The organism is Methylocapsa sp. S129, assembly GCF_009765995.1.
Taxonomy (GTDB): domain Bacteria; phylum Pseudomonadota; class Alphaproteobacteria; order Rhizobiales; family Beijerinckiaceae; genus Roseiarcus.
This window is the reverse complement of the sequence record NZ_LMUI01000059.1, coordinates 64,025-82,522: the sequence shown is the minus strand read 5'-3', so window position 1 is coordinate 82,522 and position 18,498 is coordinate 64,025. Positions and strand designations below refer to the sequence as shown.

General features: G+C 62.6%; 18 protein-coding genes. 13 read left to right on the top strand and 5 right to left on the bottom strand.

Annotated features, from left to right (window positions below; translation table 11 throughout):
- The first annotated feature begins 125 nt into the window (after positions 1-125).
- The 10 genes from GSQ90_RS28905 (at position 126) to GSQ90_RS28860 (ending at position 10,162) form a co-directional block, all read left to right on the top strand.
- Positions 126-905: an SDR family oxidoreductase gene (locus GSQ90_RS28905; RefSeq protein ID WP_158818456.1), complete on the top strand. Its 780-nt coding sequence runs from the start codon at positions 126-128 to the stop codon at positions 903-905.
- A gap of 98 nt (positions 906-1,003) precedes the next feature.
- Positions 1,004-2,305: an ABC transporter substrate-binding protein gene (locus GSQ90_RS28900; protein ID WP_158818455.1), complete on the top strand. Its 1,302-nt coding sequence runs from the start codon at positions 1,004-1,006 to the stop codon at positions 2,303-2,305.
- Between the two features lie 22 nt (positions 2,306-2,327).
- Positions 2,328-3,056, top strand: a complete 729-nt coding sequence (locus GSQ90_RS28895) for an ABC transporter ATP-binding protein (protein ID WP_371418480.1) — start codon at positions 2,328-2,330, stop codon at positions 3,054-3,056.
- Positions 3,057-3,094: 38 nt separating this feature from the next.
- Positions 3,095-3,793, top strand: coding sequence for an ABC transporter ATP-binding protein (locus tag GSQ90_RS28890; protein WP_158818453.1), 699 nt, complete (start codon positions 3,095-3,097; stop codon positions 3,791-3,793).
- Positions 3,794-3,797: 4 nt separating this feature from the next.
- Positions 3,798-4,661, top strand: a complete 864-nt coding sequence (locus tag GSQ90_RS28885) for a branched-chain amino acid ABC transporter permease (protein WP_158818452.1) — start codon at positions 3,798-3,800, stop codon at positions 4,659-4,661.
- Positions 4,658-5,734 carry a branched-chain amino acid ABC transporter permease gene (locus GSQ90_RS28880; RefSeq protein WP_158818451.1) on the top strand — a complete coding sequence of 359 codons (1,077 nt, stop codon included), beginning with the start codon at positions 4,658-4,660 and terminating at the stop codon, positions 5,732-5,734. Before GSQ90_RS28885 ends, GSQ90_RS28880 begins: the two co-directional genes overlap by 4 nt.
- A 1-nt stretch (position 5,735) precedes the next feature.
- Positions 5,736-6,947: a M24 family metallopeptidase gene (locus GSQ90_RS28875; RefSeq protein WP_158818450.1), complete on the top strand. Its 1,212-nt coding sequence runs from the start codon at positions 5,736-5,738 to the stop codon at positions 6,945-6,947.
- 34 nt (positions 6,948-6,981) lie between these two features.
- A complete protein-coding gene (locus GSQ90_RS28870; RefSeq protein WP_158818449.1) occupies positions 6,982-7,488 on the top strand; it encodes a cupin domain-containing protein in 507 nt (168 codons plus the stop codon).
- On the top strand, positions 7,485-9,320 hold the full coding sequence (locus GSQ90_RS28865) for a CocE/NonD family hydrolase (RefSeq protein ID WP_158818448.1): 1,836 nt from the start codon (positions 7,485-7,487) through the stop codon (positions 9,318-9,320). The genes GSQ90_RS28870 and GSQ90_RS28865 overlap by 4 nt, the downstream gene beginning before the upstream one ends.
- Complete coding sequence (locus tag GSQ90_RS28860; protein WP_158818447.1) at positions 9,317-10,162, top strand: sugar phosphate isomerase/epimerase; 846 nt, start codon at positions 9,317-9,319, stop codon at positions 10,160-10,162. The genes GSQ90_RS28865 and GSQ90_RS28860 overlap by 4 nt, the downstream gene beginning before the upstream one ends.
- 221 nt (positions 10,163-10,383) lie before the next feature.
- On the opposite strand, the gene GSQ90_RS28855 is transcribed toward GSQ90_RS28860, so the two are convergent.
- A complete protein-coding gene (locus tag GSQ90_RS28855) occupies positions 10,384-11,973 on the bottom strand; it encodes a bifunctional 3-(3-hydroxy-phenyl)propionate/3-hydroxycinnamic acid hydroxylase (protein WP_246731846.1) in 1,590 nt (529 codons plus the stop codon).
- Positions 11,974-11,978: 5 nt separating this feature from the next.
- Complete coding sequence (locus GSQ90_RS28850; protein ID WP_158818445.1) at positions 11,979-13,091, bottom strand: NAD(P)-dependent alcohol dehydrogenase; 1,113 nt, start codon at positions 13,089-13,091, stop codon at positions 11,979-11,981.
- A 288-nt stretch (positions 13,092-13,379) separates the two neighbouring features.
- Here GSQ90_RS28850 and GSQ90_RS28845 point away from each other — a divergent pair, with 288 nt between their 5' ends.
- On the top strand, positions 13,380-14,378 hold the full coding sequence (locus GSQ90_RS28845; RefSeq protein WP_158818444.1) for a VOC family protein: 999 nt from the start codon (positions 13,380-13,382) through the stop codon (positions 14,376-14,378).
- Here GSQ90_RS28845 and GSQ90_RS28840 read toward each other — a convergent pair whose 3' ends face one another.
- Entirely contained in the window at positions 14,379-15,137 is a 759-nt protein-coding gene (locus GSQ90_RS28840) for a GntR family transcriptional regulator (protein WP_158818443.1), read from the bottom strand.
- Positions 15,138-15,523: 386 nt separating this feature from the next.
- Between GSQ90_RS28840 and secE the strand changes: the two genes are divergently transcribed.
- Together secE and nusG are read left to right on the top strand one after the other, a co-directional pair.
- Positions 15,524-15,721, top strand: a complete 198-nt coding sequence (secE, locus tag GSQ90_RS28835) for a preprotein translocase subunit SecE (RefSeq protein ID WP_158818442.1) — start codon at positions 15,524-15,526, stop codon at positions 15,719-15,721.
- 78 nt (positions 15,722-15,799) lie between these two features.
- Positions 15,800-16,330, top strand: coding sequence for a transcription termination/antitermination protein NusG (nusG, locus tag GSQ90_RS28830; protein ID WP_158818441.1), 531 nt, complete (start codon positions 15,800-15,802; stop codon positions 16,328-16,330).
- 43 nt (positions 16,331-16,373) lie between these two features.
- On the opposite strand, the gene GSQ90_RS28825 is transcribed toward nusG, so the two are convergent.
- Both GSQ90_RS28825 and trxB read right to left on the bottom strand, forming a co-directional pair.
- A complete protein-coding gene (locus tag GSQ90_RS28825) occupies positions 16,374-17,267 on the bottom strand; it encodes a LysR family transcriptional regulator (protein ID WP_158818440.1) in 894 nt (297 codons plus the stop codon).
- 119 nt (positions 17,268-17,386) lie between these two features.
- The gene (gene trxB, locus GSQ90_RS28820) at positions 17,387-18,361 is read right to left on the bottom strand and encodes a thioredoxin-disulfide reductase (protein ID WP_158818439.1); all 975 of its coding nucleotides are present in this window, start codon (positions 18,359-18,361) and stop codon (positions 17,387-17,389) included.
- Positions 18,362-18,498 lie beyond the last annotated feature (137 nt).

Below are 18,498 nucleotides of genomic sequence, written 5' to 3'. Positions count from 1 at the left end.
CTCCTCACGCCTTTGATGATCTGTTGGATGGGCGTCGCGGCATTCATCGCGAGGCGGAAAAATCATTGCCGCGCGCGCTCGAGAATCATCGCCGTTTCGAGCTTCGCGCTGTGGGAGAGGGACGAATGGATCTGGGGATCCGAGGCAGGACCGCCATCATTTGCGCCTCGAGTCGGGGACTCGGCCGCGCCTGCGCCGAGGCGCTGGCGCGCGAAGGCGTAAATGTTGTGATCAATGGACGCGACGCCGCGCGGATCAAGAAGACGGCCGCCGAAATCAGCGAGACGGCGCAGGCGCAGGTCCAAGCCGTCGTGGGCGACGTCACGACGGCCGAAGGACGCGCCGCTTTGCTCGCAATTGCGCCCACGCCTGACATTCTTGTCAACAACAACGCCGGTCCGAGCCCGCATGCGTTTGACGACATCACCGGCGACATGTGGATGGAGGCGGTGGCGGCGAACATGGTCGCGCCGCTGCTGCTCGCGCGCGCTGTGCTGCCCGCGATGATCGAGCGGAAATTCGGCCGTATCGTCAACATTACTTCGGCAATGGTGACGACGCCGCGCCCTCATATGGCGCTGTCGTCGGGCGCGCGCGCCGGTTTGACCGCCGCGATGAAGGGCCTCTCGCTCGATGTCGCCAAATCGAATGTGACCATCAACAATCTGCTGCCCGAACGCTTCGACACCGACCGCCAGGAACAGATGGCGCGGGTGACGATGCAGCGCGAGAGCATTGGTTATGAGGAGGCGCGGCGGCGGCAGGTGCAGAGCATCGCGGCGCGGCGTCTCGGACGCCCGGAGGAATTCGGCGCGATGTGCGCGTTCCTCTGCAGCGTCCATGCCGGTTTCGTCTCGGGACAGAATATCCATCTCGATGGAGGCACTTATCCCGCGCTGATGTGACCAAAAAGATTTGGCGCGCGGCGCGGAACAGCGAGAACCAACAATTTCGACTGCATAGGAAGCTCCAGCGGAGCTTTTAAAAAAGGGGAGGGAAGACAATGTTGAAATCGGACCAACGGGACAACGTCGCGGGAAATGCGACAGCGGCCAATCCTTCGCGGCGCACCATCCTCATGGGCGGCGCGGCTGTCGGCGCCGCCACGATCTTCAGTCCGGCCGTTCTTCGCGCCGCGACGCCTGTCATCAAGATCGGGCATGTCGCGCCCGTCACCGGGCCGATGGCGGGATTCGCCGAAGCGCAGCCATGGGTGCTGGACGGCATCCGCAAATATCTGGCCAAGGGCCTCGAGATCGGCGGCAAGACCTATCAGGTCGACATTATCACCAAGGACAGCCAGACCGATGAAAGCCGCACGGCGGAAGTCGCCTCCGAACTCATCCTGAAAGACAAAGTCGACATCATCACGGCCTCGAGCGGTTCGATCGACACCAATCCCACCGCCAATGTCGCCGAACTCAACGAGGTGCCCTGCATCACGACCGACGATCCCTGGGAATCCTATTATTACGGGCGCGGCGGCACCGCGACGAAAGGCTTCGACTGGACCTATCATTTCTTCTGGGGACTGGATCAGGTTCTGGCCGCTTTCATCGGCCTTTGGCAGAGCCAGGACACCAACAAGGTCGTCGGCACGCTGTTCAATACCGCGCAGGACGATAATTCCTGGCATGACGCTTTCATTCCCGCGATCGCCAAGGCCGGTTTCAAAGTGGTCGATCCCGGCCAGTTTCCTGCGTTCGGCAATGATTTCACCGCGCAGATTTCCGCCTTCAAGAAGGCGGACGTCCAGATCATCACCGGCAATCTCTTCACGCCTGATTTCGCGACCTTCTGGGCGCAGTCGGCGCAGCAGGGCTACAAGCCGAAAATCGTGACGCTCGGCAAGGCGTTCCTGTTTCCCTCCGCGATCGAATCCCTCGGCGATCGCGGCCTTGGCGTGACGAGCGAAGTGTGGTGGTCGCCCGACTATCCCTATACGTCGAGCCTGACCGGCAGCACGTGCAGGCAACTCGTGACCGACTATGAGGCCGCCACGGGCCGTCACTGGACACAGCCGATTCCGTTCAAACACGCTTTGTTCGAAGTGGTCATCGATGTCCTGAAGAGAACCAAGGACGTCAAGGATCCCAAATCGATCCTTTCCGCGATCGCTTCGACGGACCTCAAGACCATCGTCGGTCCGGTCAAATGGAGCGGTCAGCCGGTCAAGAACGTCAGCACGACGCCGGTCGTCGCCGGCCAGTGGCAGAAGCATGGCGAGCGCATCGACATCGCGATCGTCAACAGTGGGCTCTATCCAGAAATCCACACGACGTCCAAACTCCTGCCGCTCGGTTGACCGAGCGACGGAGGAAATGTCTTTGAGCGCGATCCTGTCGCTGCAAAGCGTATCGAAGAGTTTCGGGGCCGTGGTTGTCGCCAACGACCTCGATCTCACATTGGGGAATGGCGAGGCGCTGGGTATGCTGGGTCCCAACGGCGCGGGAAAGACCAGCCTGTTTGGCATCATAACCGGAACGCTCACGCCCAATGCCGGCAAGGTTCTGCTCGACGGGCGCGACATCACGCGTCTGTCGTCGCCGCAGCGTTGCCGGCTCGGAATCGCGCGCTCTTTCCAGGTCCCGCAGCCGTTCGGCGGTATGACGGTGTTCGAGAATCTGGTCGTGGCGGCGGCTTTCGCGGGCGGCAAGCGGGAGAGTGAAGTCTATCAGATCGCCGCGACGACCCTCGAGGAATGCGGACTGGGCGACAAGGCGAACCGTCTGGCGGGCGCCCTGACGCTGCTCGACCGCAAGCGACTGGAGCTGGCGCGGGCGCTCGCCACGCGCCCGCGCGTCCTGCTGCTCGACGAAGTGGCGGGCGGCCTCAGCGAAGGCGAATGCGAGATCCTCGTCGCTTTGATCAAAAACATCCGACGTACTGGCATTTCAATCATCTGGATCGAGCACATCGTCCATGCGCTGCTCGCCGTCGTCGACCGGATCGTCGTTCTGGCGGGCGGCGCCTTCATCGCCGACGACAAGCCGGAGGCGGCGATCCGGCATCCGCGCGTCGCGGAAATCTACATGGGAATTTCCGCCGATGAGTGAAGAATGCAAGGCGCCGGACGATCGATCGGAGGCCGCGCATGGCGTTGCTTGAAGTCAATGCCCTCGACGCGTTCTACGGGGACTTTCAGGCTCTGTTCGGCGTATCCCTGAAAGTGGAAGAGGGTCAGATCGTCTCCGTGATCGGCGCCAATGGCGCCGGAAAGAGCACGTTGCTGCAAAGCATTGCCGGCCTGATCAAATCGGCTCCCGATATGATCGCTTTCGACGGGGCGCCGATCGGCGCCATGCGCGCGCCGCAACTCGTTCGCCAGGGGATCGCTCTGATCCCGGAGGGGCGACGGCTGTTTTCTTCCCTCAGCGTCGGCGAAAATCTCCTCGTCGGCGGCCAGGTCGGCCGCCCCGGACCCTGGACGCTCGATCGCGTCTTCGATCTGTTTCCCAATCTCAAACACCGCAAGGATCAGCGCAGCACGTCCCTGTCGGGGGGCGAACAGCAGATGGTCGCCTTCGGGCGCGCCCTGATGACAAACCCGCGGCTGCTGCTCTGCGACGAACTCAGTCTGGGCCTCGCGCCGATCGTGGTGAAGGAGATTTTCGCGCGCCTGCCCGAGATCGTCAGGGAGGGCGTCACCGTCGTCATCGTCGAACAGGACATCGTTCAGGCGCTCTCAGCCTCGAGCCATGTCTATTGCCTACAGGAGGGCCGCGTCACGCTCGGCGGCCCGCCCGCGCAACTCAGTCGCGAGGCCATCAAGGCCGCGTATTTTGGAGTCTGACCTGATGGAATGGGTCAACATTATTTTTCAGGGCGTCTTGCTGGGCGGCCTTTACGCCTTGTTCGCGGCGGGCCTTTCGCTGATCTTCGGCGTCATGCGCCTCGTCAATATCGCGCATGGCGATCTCATCGTCGCTTTCGCCTATATGGCCTATTTCGTGATGGCGGCCCTGCACATCGGGCCTTTCACCTCGCTCGCTGTCATCGTGCCGGCCGCGGCGCTCATTGGCTACGGGCTGCAACGCGGGCTGCTCAACTGGACGCTCGGCGAGGAACTCCCGCCATTGCTGGTGACGATCGGCCTTTCCGTCATCATCCAGAATCTTCTGCTGGTTTTTTTCACCTTCGACACCCATCGGCTGCATGCGGGCGATATTGAGATTGCGAGCGTGCAATTCCTGCCGGACCTGTCGGTCGGCGTTCTGCCGCTGATCCAGTTCGCCGTCGCCGTCGCGATCATCGCCGGGCTCCAGATCGTCTTCTATCGCACGGCTCTCGGCCGGGCCTTCCGGGCGACATCGGACGATCCCGTCGTCGCCCAGCTTATGGGATTGGAAACGCGCCATATCTTTGCAATGGCGATGGCGCTTTCCTTGGCCGTCGTCGCGGTCGCCGGCGTGTTCATCGCAATCCGCACCGACTTCAATCCCTTCTACGGGCCGCAATTGCTGATCTTCGGTTTCGAGGCGATCATCATCGGCGGGTTGGGAAGTCTTTGGGGAACATTGGCGGGCGGCATTCTGCTGGGAATCGCCCAGGCCCTTGGCGGCCAGTTCAATGTCGGCTGGCCGTTTCTCGCCGGTCACGTCGTGTTTCTCGCCGTGCTCATCGTCCGCCCGCAAGGCCTTTTTCCCAAGGTGGCGCTATGATCGCGGCGAAGGTTCAAGACGCATTCTCGTTTCGCGTCAGTCATATCGACCGTTCGAGCCGCTTCGGCCTCGTTTTCTGGGCGCTTCTGTTGATTCTTCTCGCCGCCGCGCCGTTTTGGGGCGATCGCCAGACGATGCGGCTGCTGGGAGAGATCTATTCCTACATCGCCTTGGCGAGCCTGTGGAACCTGCTCGCCGGCTATGCCGGATTGGTGTCGATCGGTCAGCAGGTGTTCGTCGGCCTCGGCGGTTATGTTCTCTATGTCGGCGCGCTTGCGGGCGGCCTGCCGCCGCTTCTATGCGTGCCTCTCGGCGGGTTGCTCTGCGGCGTCCTCGCCGTTCCGGTCGTGCTCGTGCTGTTTCGGCTGCGCGGCGCCTATTTCACCATTGGAACCTGGGTGCTGGCCGAAGTGTTCGTCCAGGTCTTCCAGCAGGTCAAAGCGGTCGGCGGCGGTTCGGGCATCAGTTTGCCCGCCGTGGTCGTCAAGTCGATCGCTCAATCGCGGGACGGACGCGAATTCCTCATCTATTGGCTGTTCCTCGCTTTGGTCGTCGCGGTGATCGGACTCATCGTCACGATCCTGCGCACGCGCTACGGCCTCGCGCTGACGGCGATCCGCGACAATGAAATGGCGGCCAAGTCCAATGGCATCGACGTCAACCGGACCCGGCTCATCGTGTTTGTCGCGGCGGCCTTCGCGAACGGCATGGCCGGCGCCCTGATCTTCCTGCAGAAGCTGAGCATCACGCCCTTCTCCGCCTTCAGCATCAACGACTGGACGATGAATGTCATTTTCATCACGGTCATCGGCGGCATCGGCCGCGTCGAGGGGCCGATATTGGGCGCGGTGATATTCTTCGTCTTGCGTGAGTTTCTCGCCGACTATGGCAGCGCCTATCTCATCGTCCTCGGCGTGATCGCGATCGTCGTCATGCTCAAGGCACGGCGCGGGCTGTGGGGCTATGTGGCCGATCGCTACGGCTGGCAATTGTTCCCGCTCGCGCGCCGCCTCGAGCGCACGCGCATCGTTCCTGATGCCGCCGCCGCCGCCGCGACGATCGAGGCTCACTGACATGCCTGGACACAATTTGGCGGGCAATGCGGAACGCATCGCAACGCGAATTTCCACCCAGGAATTGCAACGGCGCTGGAGCGCCGTTCGCGCCGCCATGGCGGATCGGGGCATCGAGGCTCTCGTCATGCAGAGCGCCAATGATTGGCTTGGCGGCGCTGTCAAATATTTCACCGACCTTCCCGCCCATAACGGCTATCCGCGCTCGGTGATATTTCCGCTCGCCGGTCCGATGACGGTCGTCGAGGTCGGTCCGTTCGACGCGACGCGCCAGTTCGGCGGCGCCGATCCCGTTCATCGCGGCGTCGGCGACATCCGCTATTCCCCGTCGTTCCTTTCGATCGCCTACACGCATCGCTACGATTCCGAGGCGATCTGCGACAGTTTGCGCAAGGGCGGCTATCGCACCATCGGCCTGGTGGGCGCCGGCGGCATGGCGCATGGCTTTGTGGCGGGGCTGCAAGCGGCGTTCCCGGGCGCGGAGACAATCGTCGACGCGACCGATCTCGTCGATTCCATCAAGGCCATTAAGAGCGAGGAAGAGGCCGGCCTGATCCGTGCGGCCGCAAGATTGCAGGATGATGTGTTCGCGGCCGTGCTCGCCGCCATTCGGCCCGGCATGCGCGACATCGACGTGACGGCGCTGGCGTGGCGCGAAGGGCAGATCCGCGGCAGCGAGCAGGGAATTTTCCTTGGCGCATCGGCGCCGATGGGAAGCGCTTCGCCGTTCCTTGGCCGTCACATGCAGGGGCGCACGTTGGCGGCCGGCGATCATCTCTCGCTGTTGATCGAAATCAACGGACCCGGCGGGTTCTACACGGAATTGGCGCGCACCCTTGTTCTGGGCCGCGCTTCGCAGGAACTGCTCGACGGATTTTCCGCCGTCCGCGAAGCCCAGGACGCGACCTTGCGCCATATGAAGCCCGGCGCGTTGTGCCGCGACGTGGCGGCCGCGCATGACGCCTTCATGATCGGGCGAGGCTTGCCGCCCGAGCTGCGTCTTTACAGCCACGGCCAGGGCTATGACATGGTCGAACGGCCGCTCATTCGCCGCGACGAGCCGATGGCGTTGCGCGAGGGCATGTGCCTGGCGGTGCACCCCGGCTATGAAACCGAATCGCTCTTCGCGATCGTCTGCGACAATTACATGATCGGCCCCGACGGCCCTGGCTCCTGTCTGCACAAGACGCAGAAGAAGGTTTTCGAGATTTGAGCCCCCGATGGAAGCCGCCCAGCAGGAGATTGCGATGACCCGTTCCTTTCGCCGCCTGACGACTGGCGTCAACGCCGACGGCAAGTCGACCCTCGTCGACGAGGCTGAGATCGCGGAGGGCGAACTTGGCAATTTCAATCTCTGGATGACCCGTCCCGAGGGCAAGGACGGCGCCGCCGACATGCCGTTCTTTCCGCCGCCTGGCGCGACGACCTTCCGTGTCGTGCGCTTGCCGCCGCCCGATCCGGCAATGACGCCGGAGGATCTGGCGAAGCTCACAGCCGAGTTCTTCGCCGGCGTCGGCTCTCCCGCCTGCCGGCGCGACACCAGCCGCCATCCCTTCATGCATGTGACGCCGACGACGGACTATATCATGCTGCTCGAAGGCGAAATCTCGCTGTTGCTCGACACCGGCGAGCCTATTCCGCTGCGTCCTTTCGATGCGGTCGTGCAACGCGCGACGAACCATGCCTGGCTGGTCACGGGCGACAAGCCGGCGATCTTCCTTGCCGTCATGACCGGCGCCGCGAGCGCGTCATGACAGCAGCGCTATCTCCAGGCGCCGAGGCGCTGCTGTCGGGCAATCAATTGCCGACGTCTTATGAGCGGGCGCCTGAGCACGAGGGCGTCGCCGTGGATCGCGACGTCGCCGTGCCGATGCGCGACGGCGCGGAATTGCTGGTCGATGTCTATCGGCCGGACGCGCCAGGGAAATTTCCGGTGCTGCTCGCCTTCGCCAGCCACAGCAAGGAAATCCAGGGCAGCGAATTTCCCAAAAACTTTCCGCCGCAACCGGCCTGGTCGACGCTGTGGGTCGGTCATATGGAGGCGGGCGACACGCGCTTCTTCGTTTCGCGCGGCTATATCCATGTCATCGGCTCGCCGCGCGGGTTCGGCAAGTCGAAGGCTACGGGGTCGCGGCAATGGGACAGCTATGACGTCATCCAGTGGATCGCCGCCCAGCCCTGGTGCGATGGTCAGATCGGCATGGTCGGCATCGGCGCCTTCGCGTCCGAGCAATTCCACGCGGCCAAGCAGCGGCCGCCGCATCTCAAGGCGATCTTTCCCTATGATCCGCGCGGCGCCTATGGCGCTTTCGGCGGCTTTCGCGAGGAATATCCCGGCGGCGTCATGCACGCGTTCCGCTATCTCCAGGATCATTTCTCCGGCGCTCATCACACGAAAAGCGCGCCAGCCGAACTCGCGCCAGACAGGGATCGCCAGTGGCGCGAGGCGATGGCCGATCCCGACTACAAGATGTATCCGCATCTCTTCCACTTGCTGGGCCTGAAAGGCCAGCATATGCCGCGCGTGTTCGACGTGCTGATCGATCCGTTCGATCACGCGGAATATGTCGCACAAGGCGAGACCGATCTCGCGCGGATCGATATTCCCGTTCATACCGGCGCTGGCTGGTACGGCTATACCTACAAGACGCATTTGAGCGGCGCGCAGAATTATTTCGCCAATCTGCAAGGGCCGAAAAAGCTGACCTTCACCGGCCCCTCGCATCCCGACCGTCCGTTGCGCGCTCTGCGCAATGAAATGCTGCGCTGGTACGACCATTGGCTGAAGGGGATCGACACCGGCATGCTGCGCGAGCCGCCGGTCAGGTTTTGGGTCATGGGCGCCAACGAATGGCGGACCAGCAGCGATTGGCCGCCGCCTGAGGCGCAATGGACGAAGCTCTATCTCAATAGCTGGGAGCGGCTGAGCGTAGAGCCGCTCATTGACGCCAGCATCGATGAATTCATTCCGCCCGACGCCTTCGTGCAGATGCCGCCGACCCAGACCAATCAGGTCGCAAGATTGCGCTATCTGAGCGAACCGCTCGGCGCCGATCTGCTGGTCGCCGGGCCGATGGTGCTCAATCTGTTCGCCGCGATCGACCAAGACGATACGAACTGGATCGTGACAGTGAGGGACGTTGGGCCGGATGGTTCGGTCAGGACCGCGCGGGAGGGAGAGCGCGAGATAAACCCCGATCTGCCCGCGCGCGAATTGACGCGCGGCTGGCTGAAGGCCTCAAACCGCGCCCTCGACGAAGAGCGCTCTCTGCCCTGGAAGCCGTGGCACAAACTGACGCGCGAAGCGCGGCAAAAAATCACGCCGGGCGAGATCGTCGAATATGCGATCGAGATATTGGCGACCGCCAATCTGTTTCGTAGGGGACACCGGATCTGCGTGGAGATCGCCAGTCTCGATCTGCCCACCGGCGTCTCGGGGACCACCAATGTCGAATATATTCCCTATCACATCGGCAGCAGTCGCATCACGATGCACAAAATCTATCACGACGCGAAACATCCTTCGCATCTCCTGCTGCCGATCATTCCGTCATTGACGCCGCGCGCCGGGGAGGAAGCGGAGTGAAAATCGGATTCTGCATGTTTTTGTGGGGACCGTCAGTCACGCCGGCGCAGCGGCCCCTGTTCGAGGCGCTGAAGGCGACAGGCTATGATGGGATCGAAATTCCCGTCATTTCGGGCGATATGGCGACCTATCGCGCGCTTGGCGCGATGCTTGACGATATCGGCCTCGATCGCACGACGCTCACCGTTCTGCCGCAGGGCAAGAATCCGCTCTCCGACGAACCAGCGCAACGCCAGGCCGCGGTCGATCATCTCGCCTTTGCGCTCGATTGCTCGGCGGCGATTGGCTCGAAACTCATTTGCGGACCGATACACCAGACGCTCGGCGAATTCACCGGCCTGCCGCCGAGCGAGATCGAGATCGAGCGCGGCTGCGCTTTTCATTGCGCGGCGGGCGATCTGGCGGCCGCACGTGGAATCACCATCGCGGTCGAGGCGATGAACCGGTTCGAATCGCATTTTCTCAACACGATGGCTCAGCTCGTCGCCTATATGGATCGCGTCGGACATCCCGCGGTGACGGGCATGTACGACACGTTCCACGCCAATATCGAAGAAAGCGACGCCGTCGCCGCCATCATTCCTTCGCTGCGGCGGATCGCGCATGTCCATCTGTCTGAGAACGATCGCGGCGTGCCCGGACGCGGCCATGTGCCCTGGGCGGCGACCTTCAAGACCTTAAAGCAATCGGGCTATGACGGCTGGCTAACGATCGAGGCTTTCAGCCGCGCTTCCCCCGAATTCGCCTTCAAGACGCGCGTCTGGCGCGATTTTGCCGCCAGTCCCGCCGACGTATTTGGTGAAGGCTTCCGCTTCGTGCGCGCCGGGTGGGACGCGGCGTGAACTTGATGCCACGGCTCCGAAAGTACGCCTCTTCGATCGCATGAATACACAAACCTCAGGACGTCGTGGCCGGGCTTGTCCCGGCCATCCACGCGGCGGCGCTGCAAGCAACTTGTGAAGTTAGCATCGGCGGCACGGCGTGGATGGCCGGGACAAGCCCGGCCATGACGGCAGGTAGGGACGCCCACGAGGTTATGCTCGGAGAGTTCTGCTATGAGCCCTTACGTCTTGCCGAAAACGCCCGCTTCCAGCGACAGGCAAAGCGCGTGGAGCGCCTCGGCGCTGCCCGCGACGCCGTAGATGAATTTGTCGGGACGCACGACAAGGGCGAAGCGGTCGCCGTCCTTCATCCATTGCTCCAGGATGCCTGTCGCGTCGACGAAGGCGATGTCATCGGCCAGGCGATCGCTTGCATCGCCGCCCTGAATCAGGATCATTGCGACGCCGCCGAGCCGTTTGAGAATCTCGCGCGGCGTTCCATGCAGCCATGACGCGCGCGCGGCGCCTAGCGCGACAATCGCGAACCGCTCGCCGATGACATCGTCGAGAAGAGCCGGCGGCTCGCGCCCGACCCGCACCTGCGGCTGCAGGAAAAGGCTTCCGGCCGCCGGCGCGGGTTGGCCGTCCGGGCCACGGGCGATCAGGCCCGCCGTGAGATCGGGGATGAGCTGTTGGCGGATGGTGATCGAGCGTCCGCTATCGACCTCATCGCCGAGCAGCCGGTCGCGCTCCCTCGCCTTGTCGATATCGAGTTCGCCGATGATCTCGCCCAGATTTTTCGCCGTGCCGACCAGTTGCCGGATGTGGGGCTTGCGCTCCACTTCATAGGTTTCGAGAAATGGTTCGGGATAGGCGCCCCGCAGGACGCCGCTCAGTTTCCAGCCGAGATTGGCGACGTCGCGAACGCCGCAACAGAGGCCCTGCGCCATGAACGGCGGCATCTGATGCGCGGCGTCGCCGGCAAGAAAGATGCGATCGCGCCGCCATCGGCGCGCCACCAGCGCGTGGAACCGATAGGTGGCGACGCGCCATAGGTCGATCGCGTCGGGATCGACAAATGGCGCAAGGCGCCGGCGCACCCAATCCATATCCTCGAAATCTCTGGGCGTTTCGCCGGGCAGCAATTTCAATTCCCAGCGCCGCAGATCGCGCGGCCCTACGACATAGGTCGTCGGCCCGGCAGGCAGGCAGAATTGCGTTGTGCGTTTTGGCAAAGGCGTCGGGCGGCGCAGCCAGGCGTCGACCACCGTCCACCATTCGTCGAATCCGAGGCTGTCCTGCGCGATTTCCAATTGCTTGCGAATGGGGCTGGCGGCGCCGTCGCAAGCCACGAGATAGCGCGCCCTCACTGTCCGGGGCGCGACTCCATCGCGCTCCTGAATCTCCAGTTCGACCTCTTCGTCATTCTGCGCAACGTTCAAGGCCTTGCATCCCAGGCGAATGTCGACCCGGGCGAAGCGCTTGACCCCATCGCGCAGGATCGGTTCGAATTCGGGCTGGATGAACATCAGGTTGGGATGCCAATGCAGCGGATAGGGCGGCTCGATCGGATTGAATATTTTGATCAGCCGTTCGTCGAGGCCGACGAAATCCGTGCCCAGATGCGGCGTGACGATCCGGTTGACGGCTTCTCCCAGCCCGACCGATTGAAGGACGCGCATGACTTCGTGGTCGATGTTGATGGCGCGCGGCTTGTCGAAAATGTCGAGCATCTGATCGACGACGAGGACGGAATGACCGTCGCGCCCGAGCAGGTTGGCGAGAATGGCGCCGACCGGACCATAGCCGACGATCGCGACATCATAGGTCATCGCGCTCACGCCGCCGCCGCGCCGAATTCGAGCACGGCCTTCACGGTTCGTCCCGCTTCGCAATCGGCGATCGCGTCGTTGATCCGCTCGAAGGGATAGCGGGTGATGATCTTGTCGATCGGAAATTTTCCGGACGCGATCGCTGTGGTCATGCGCGGCAGAAAGATCTCCGGATCGCTGTCGCCCAGGATAATGCCGCGAAACGTGCGGCCGCCGACCATCATATGCTCGACGTCGAGCGTGACTTCGGTTCCCGCCGGAATGCCGCCGACGAAGCCGCAGATTCCGCGCGGCGCAAGCACGTCGGTCGCCTGCCGCAGCAGCTTCATGCTGGCTGTCGTCTCGAAGGTGAAGTCGACCCCATTGCCTGTGATGCGGCGCACCGCGTCGGGTATCGATTCCCGGGAGGGATTGATCGTATGCGTCGCGCCAAGCTCCCGCGCCAGGGCGAGGCGCTGGTCGACGACATCGATCGCGATGATGATTCCGGCTCCGACCATTTTCGCAGCCATCAGGGCGCATAATCCGACCGATCCCGTACCAAAGATCGCGACGGATTGGCCCGCGCCGACTTTCAGCGAATTGATGATTCCGCCGGCGCCGGTCTGCACGGCGCAGCCAAGGGGGCACATCAGGTCGAGGGATGCGTCCGAGGGAACCACAATGATATTGCGCTCGGCGCAGACAGCATGGGTGGCGAAGGACGATTGCGTCTGGAACAGGCTGACGGGCGCGCCATTCTGCGACAAGGGCGTCGTGCCGTCGCCCCGGTCGCCATAAAAATTGATCTCATTGAAATGGTGGCAATAGCTCGGATGATGCGCGGCGCAGGACGGACAATGGCCGCAAGAGCCGAAACTGAGCACGACGCGATCGCCGGGCGCCGCCTTGGTCACATCCCGGCCGGCGCGCACGACGATTCCGGCGCCCTCGTGGCCAAGGACGGAGGGATGCGGGATCGGGTAGATCTTGTGATCGCGCATCGCCATATCGGTGTGGCAGATGCCGGTCGCGACCATGCGAACCAGAACCTCGTTGGCGCGCGGCTCTTCGATGTCGACATTCTCGAGACTCATCGGGAGCCCAACGCCTCGCGCGACCGCGGCGGTAATTTTCATGCGAATCGGCTCCCGAAAAAGGTCAATGCCGCTGTCTTGCCGGCGATGCCAGACGATCGTCGGCGTGCAAAGACCGACCCATTTGCGATTCCATATAGATCGATCATTTTGCAATCAAGGCAAAATGATCGATTATTTCTTGCGCCTTCGCGCAAGCTGTGGCTTTGTTTTCCTCCGGGAAGGATATTGTCGGAATCGGGTGTCTTTACTCCTGATCGCGATCCGTTTCGCCAACCCGATCCGGCCCAAGGGCCGGCCGATCCATGAACTGTTCTCCGAGGGGCTTGCATGCCTTTGCCATCCATCGTTTTGGATCCGCCTTTCAATATCACGCGCGCCAGCCATATCGCGCTGACCGTAGCGGACCTCGGCGCCAGCCGGGTCTTCTATGAAGAAGTGATCGGCCTTGTGCTGACGCTGGCGACCGAAGACGCGCTTTATTTTCGCGGCGTGGAAGAAGCCTGTCACCACAGTCTCGTGCTTCGCAAGAGCGGCTCCGCGCCCCGGTGTCAACAGATTGGCCTGCGCGTGCTGACCGACGAGGACCTGATCAAGGCGCATGCGTTCTTCCAGCAGCGCGGCTGCCCCGTCCAATGGGCCGAGGTCGCCCATCAGGGCAAAACCTTGCATGTCGTCGATCCCTTCGGGATGCAGCTTGAATTCTGTTCGCGCATGCCGGTTCAGCCACGTCAGATCACCAGCTTTCAGCGCCATAAGGGCGGCTGCGGATTGCGGATGGATCACATCCAGCTCTTGACGCCGCACCTGCGCCTGGCGCTGGAATTTTATATGAGCCTGGGCTTTTGGCTCACCGAATATGTGGCGCCGGACGACGACCATATCCGTGCGGTTTTTCTGCAGCGCAAGGGCAATCCGCACGACCTCGTTTTCTTCCATGGCGATGGCCCGAGGATGCATCATTTCGCCTTTGTCGCTCCCGAGACGCAGCATCTCTTGCGGGCTTGCGACACGGCCGGCGAACTTGGCTTTGGCGCGAAAGTCGAGCGCGGGCCGGGACGGCACGGACCGGGACACGCGCAATTCGTTTATTTCCGCGATCCCGACGGGCACCGGATCGAACTCTTCAACACCCATTACCAGGTCATGGATCTGGAAAACGAGCCGGTCCGGTGGGACCCGAACGATCCCGCGGTCGCTTATCCCTGGGGCATGCCCGCGCGAAGCCGATGGTTCGAGCAAGCGACGCCGTTCGAAGGCAGCGAGGTGACGGCCGCCTCGCCCAAACCCAATCCGATGACACTGGAGCGCTTTCTTAGGGAAGACTGATCAGCCTTGCGCGCGTGAACGCCGTCCCGCGGCCGGTTCGCGCCGGCCGGTCGAGGCATGCGCGCTCTGACCCATAACCGCCATGACCAGTTCGGCGGTCTTGTTGAAATGAAGGGCCAGCAACTGGACCGCGAGATCGGCCTTGTGCGCAAGCGCGGCGTCCATGATGCCGCGATGCTCGTCCTCTTTCATGCGCGATTTGCCGGCCAGACGCCCCAGATGGCGATAGCGCTCGGCCGCTTCGAAAAGCTGACCGCTGATTGTCGTCAACCAGCGCGAACCGCACCCCGCCACCAATTGCTGATGGAACTGCTTATGCGCGGTTTCCCAGGCCGCGCTTCGCGTTCTGTTGTCCTCGCTGGCGAATCGCGGCGTCCGCGACAGTCGATGGTAGGAAACAAGCAGGCCTTCTTCCCAGGCCGCATCGCCGATCTCGATCGATTGCCGCAGGCCCATGCCATCGATCCAGCCGCGGGCCTTCGTCAGATCCTGCAAATCCGCCAGGGATAGCGGGGCCACCGTGAAGCCGCGGTGATCGACCTGCAGAACCAGATTTTCCATCGACAAGCGACTGAGCGCCTCACGCACCGGGCTGAGGCCGACCGCGAACCGATCGCAGAGGGCACGAATGTTCAATTTGGATTCGGCGGGCAGGGCGACCGTCAGAATGTCCTGTCGGAGCTGCTCGTAGACCGCTGAGGCCAATGTTTCCTGGCCAACCCTGGCGCCCGGCCGCTTCGAGGTGACTTTCAGCGTCATTGTTTGCTTTTCATTCCGATGGGAATCAGGGAGGGCCAACCAAAATTCGCCCAGCCGCGCCTGCGATGATTATGCGGAAAGAGGCGGCATGCCAACTCGCCCGTTAGGCGTCGCGTCCCGCGCGCCAACCGTGAAGAAGAAGGGCCGTCGTCGGGGCCGCTGATGGCCTCCCACGCCGCAAATGAGGAGGGAAAAGGCCGGAATTTGGGCTCGCGGCTCTATGACCTCATATTTTTCTTGGCTAATTGGCGCATCATCCTATATGACGTTGCTGTGGCGCGCGACCGAGAGGTTCCGCGCCGCGAATTTTTGTGGCCGGGCGCATCGCGGCTTTAGGCGTCGCGCCGACGGTCCCGGAAAACGAATATTTCCCTGGAAAACGAAGAATGGCCAATCCGTTCGAATTCATTCAGCAGGTGCGCTCCGAGGCGTCGAAGGTCATCTGGCCGACGCGGCGCGAGACCCTGATCACCACGGGCATGGTCCTGCTCATGGTTGTGTTCGCCAGCCTGTTTTTCGTGTCGATCGATGGGGCCTTGCGCTACCTCGTGGGACTCGTTCTGGGAATTGGCCGACATGGCTGAAGCGACGCTTCTTTTTAATCCGGCCGCGCCGCCCCGCCGCGTTGCGCGCCGCTTTGGGACTTTGTTTGGGATGCCGACATGAGCATGCGCTGGTATATCGTCCACGCCTATTCGAATTTCGAAAAAAAGGTCGCCGAATCGATCAAAGAGCAGGCCGCGCAGCGTGGCCTCGCCGAGAAATTCACTGAAATCATGGTGCCGACCGAGCAGGTCGTCGAAGTGCGGCGCGGCCGCAAGGTTAGCTCCGAACGCAAGTTCTTTCCGGGCTATGTCTTGGTGAAATGCGATCTGACGGACGACGTCTACCATCTCATCAAGAACACGCCGAAAGTCACCGGATTCCTCGGCGCCGACAAGAAGCCGATGGCCATTCCCGACAATGAGGCCGAGCGCATCAAGGGACAGGTGGCTGACGGCGTCGAGCGGCCCAAGCCTTCGATCCGTTTCGAGATCGGCGAGCAGGTGCGCGTGGCCGACGGCCCGTTCGCTTCCTTCAATGGCACCGTCGAGGAAATCGACGAGGCGCGTTCGCGTGTCAAGGTCGCCGTGTCGATCTTCGGGCGCGCGACGCCGGTTGATCTGGAATTCGGTCAGGTCGAGAAAACCTGACCGACGGCTCTCTATCTGAGGGGCGGACGGACGCCCGGCGCTTTCAATAGCGCCAGCGCTGCGCCTTCGAGACGAGAAAGTCGCGAAACGCCTGGACGCGGGCGACGTTTTTCATTTCCTCGGGATAGACGAGAAAACATTCCATTTCCGGCATGTCGGCCTGCGGCAGCAGGCGAACGAGCCCGGAATCCGGCGTGATGCAATAATCGGGCAGAACTGCGATGCCGACGCTATGTTCGACAGCGCGGGTGATCGCGCCCAGATTGTTGGCGGCGATATGAGGCGTGCGCGGATTGCGCGGGTCGCGCCCAATCGTCAATAGCGAATTGAGATCATACAGGAGATGGCTGGCCGTCGCCGCGCCGAAGGCCAGCAAACGATGGGCGTCGAGATCGCCGATCGAACGCGGCTGGCCGTATCGCTTCAGATAATCGGCGGAAGCATAGGCGTGGAAATGCACGGTGAAGAGGCGACGGCGAATGAGGTCGGGCTGCGAGGGTTCTTTCAGCCGCAACGCGACATCGGCTTCGCGCATGCCCAGATCCAGCTCGTCGTCGGCCAGTAGAAGCTGCAGCTTGATTTCGGGATAAAGCTCGAGAAATTCGCCAAGGCGCGGCGCGAGCCAATTGGCGCCGAGCCCGAGCGTCGTCGTCACGCGCAATTCCCCGTTCGGCTTTTCCCGGCTGTCGATCAGACGGCTCCGGACCGCCTCCAGCTTCAGCACCACGTCCTGGACGGTGTTGAGCAGCAATTCGCCCTGTTCGGTCAGAATCAGTCCGCGCGCGTGCCGATGAAAGAGCGGGGTGCCCAGATCCTGTTCGAGCGCGCTCACCTGACGGCTGATCGCCGATTGGCTGAGGCCCAAAGTCTCGCCCGCATGGGTGAACGAGCCGGCGTCGGCGGCCGCCTGAAAAACGCGCAGCTTGTCCCAATCCATTGTTCCCCCCGCCCGGCCCTTGGCTGCTTCTCAACGAAACAGCGGCCATTGCCTTGCGCATAGCGTTTTCTTCGCGCAAACCGGCGCAGGGCGCAGGCAAAACCCTGGACCTGCTTCGATCACTCCGCCGCCTGCTGAACTCGAGGCATCGCCGCGAGCCAGCGTTCAGCCTCGAGCGCGGCCATGCAGCCGAGGCCCGCCGCCGTGACAGCCTGACGAAAAACATCGTCGGCGACGTCGCCGGCCGCAAAGACGCCTTCGACGCTTGTCGCCGTGGAGCCCGGCGCCGTTTGCACATAGCCGTTCGGTTTCAGCGTCAATTGCCCGCGCGCCAATTCGCTCGCCGGCGCATGGCCGATGGCGACGAAAATTCCGTCCGCGACGATGTCTTCGCGCATGCCCGTTTTTAAATTGTGCACCCTCGCGCCCGTGACGCCGAGCGGCTCGCCGCCGCCCAGCACTTCCTCGACCGCGCGGTTCCATTTCACCTCGACATTGGCGCGCTGGAGCAAGCGGTCCTGCAGAATCTTTTCGGCGCGGAAGGAGTCGCGACGATGAACCACAGTCACGTGGGAGGCGATATTGCTCAGATACAGCGCTTCCTCGACGGCCGAATTGCCCCCGCCCACGACAATGACCTTCTTGCCGCGAAAGAAAAAACCGTCGCATGTCGCGCAGGCGGATACGCCATAGCCCTTGAAAGCCTGCTCGCTCGGCAATTCCAGCCACTTTGCCTTCGCGCCGGTCGCCAGAATGATCGTGTCGGCGGTGAGGGCGCGTCCGCTGTCGCATTGAATGCGAAACGGCCGCCGGCTCAAATCGAGGCTCGTGACATATTCGTTTTCGATCCGCGCGCCGACATGGGCGGCCTGCGCGCGCATCTGCTCCATCAGCCAAGGGCCCTGGATGGGCGCCGCAAAGCCGGGATAATTCTCGACATCGGTGGTGATCATCAATTGACCGCCTGGCTCGAAGCCGGACAGCATGAGGGGATCCAACATAGCGCGCGCCGCATAGACCGCCGCCGTATAGCCGGCCGGTCCCGAACCGATAATCACCACGCGCTCGTGATCCGCAGAGTCCAATCCAGACATAGGTCTCGCCTGACTGAAGGCCTGACTTTCGGCAAGCCGGGCCAATGAGAGAAGTTCTGTCTTATATGGGCGCCCGCCCTTGCCCGGCAACAAATGCTTGCAGGCGGCGCATGGCTCCAAGCTTGCAAATTTTGCCG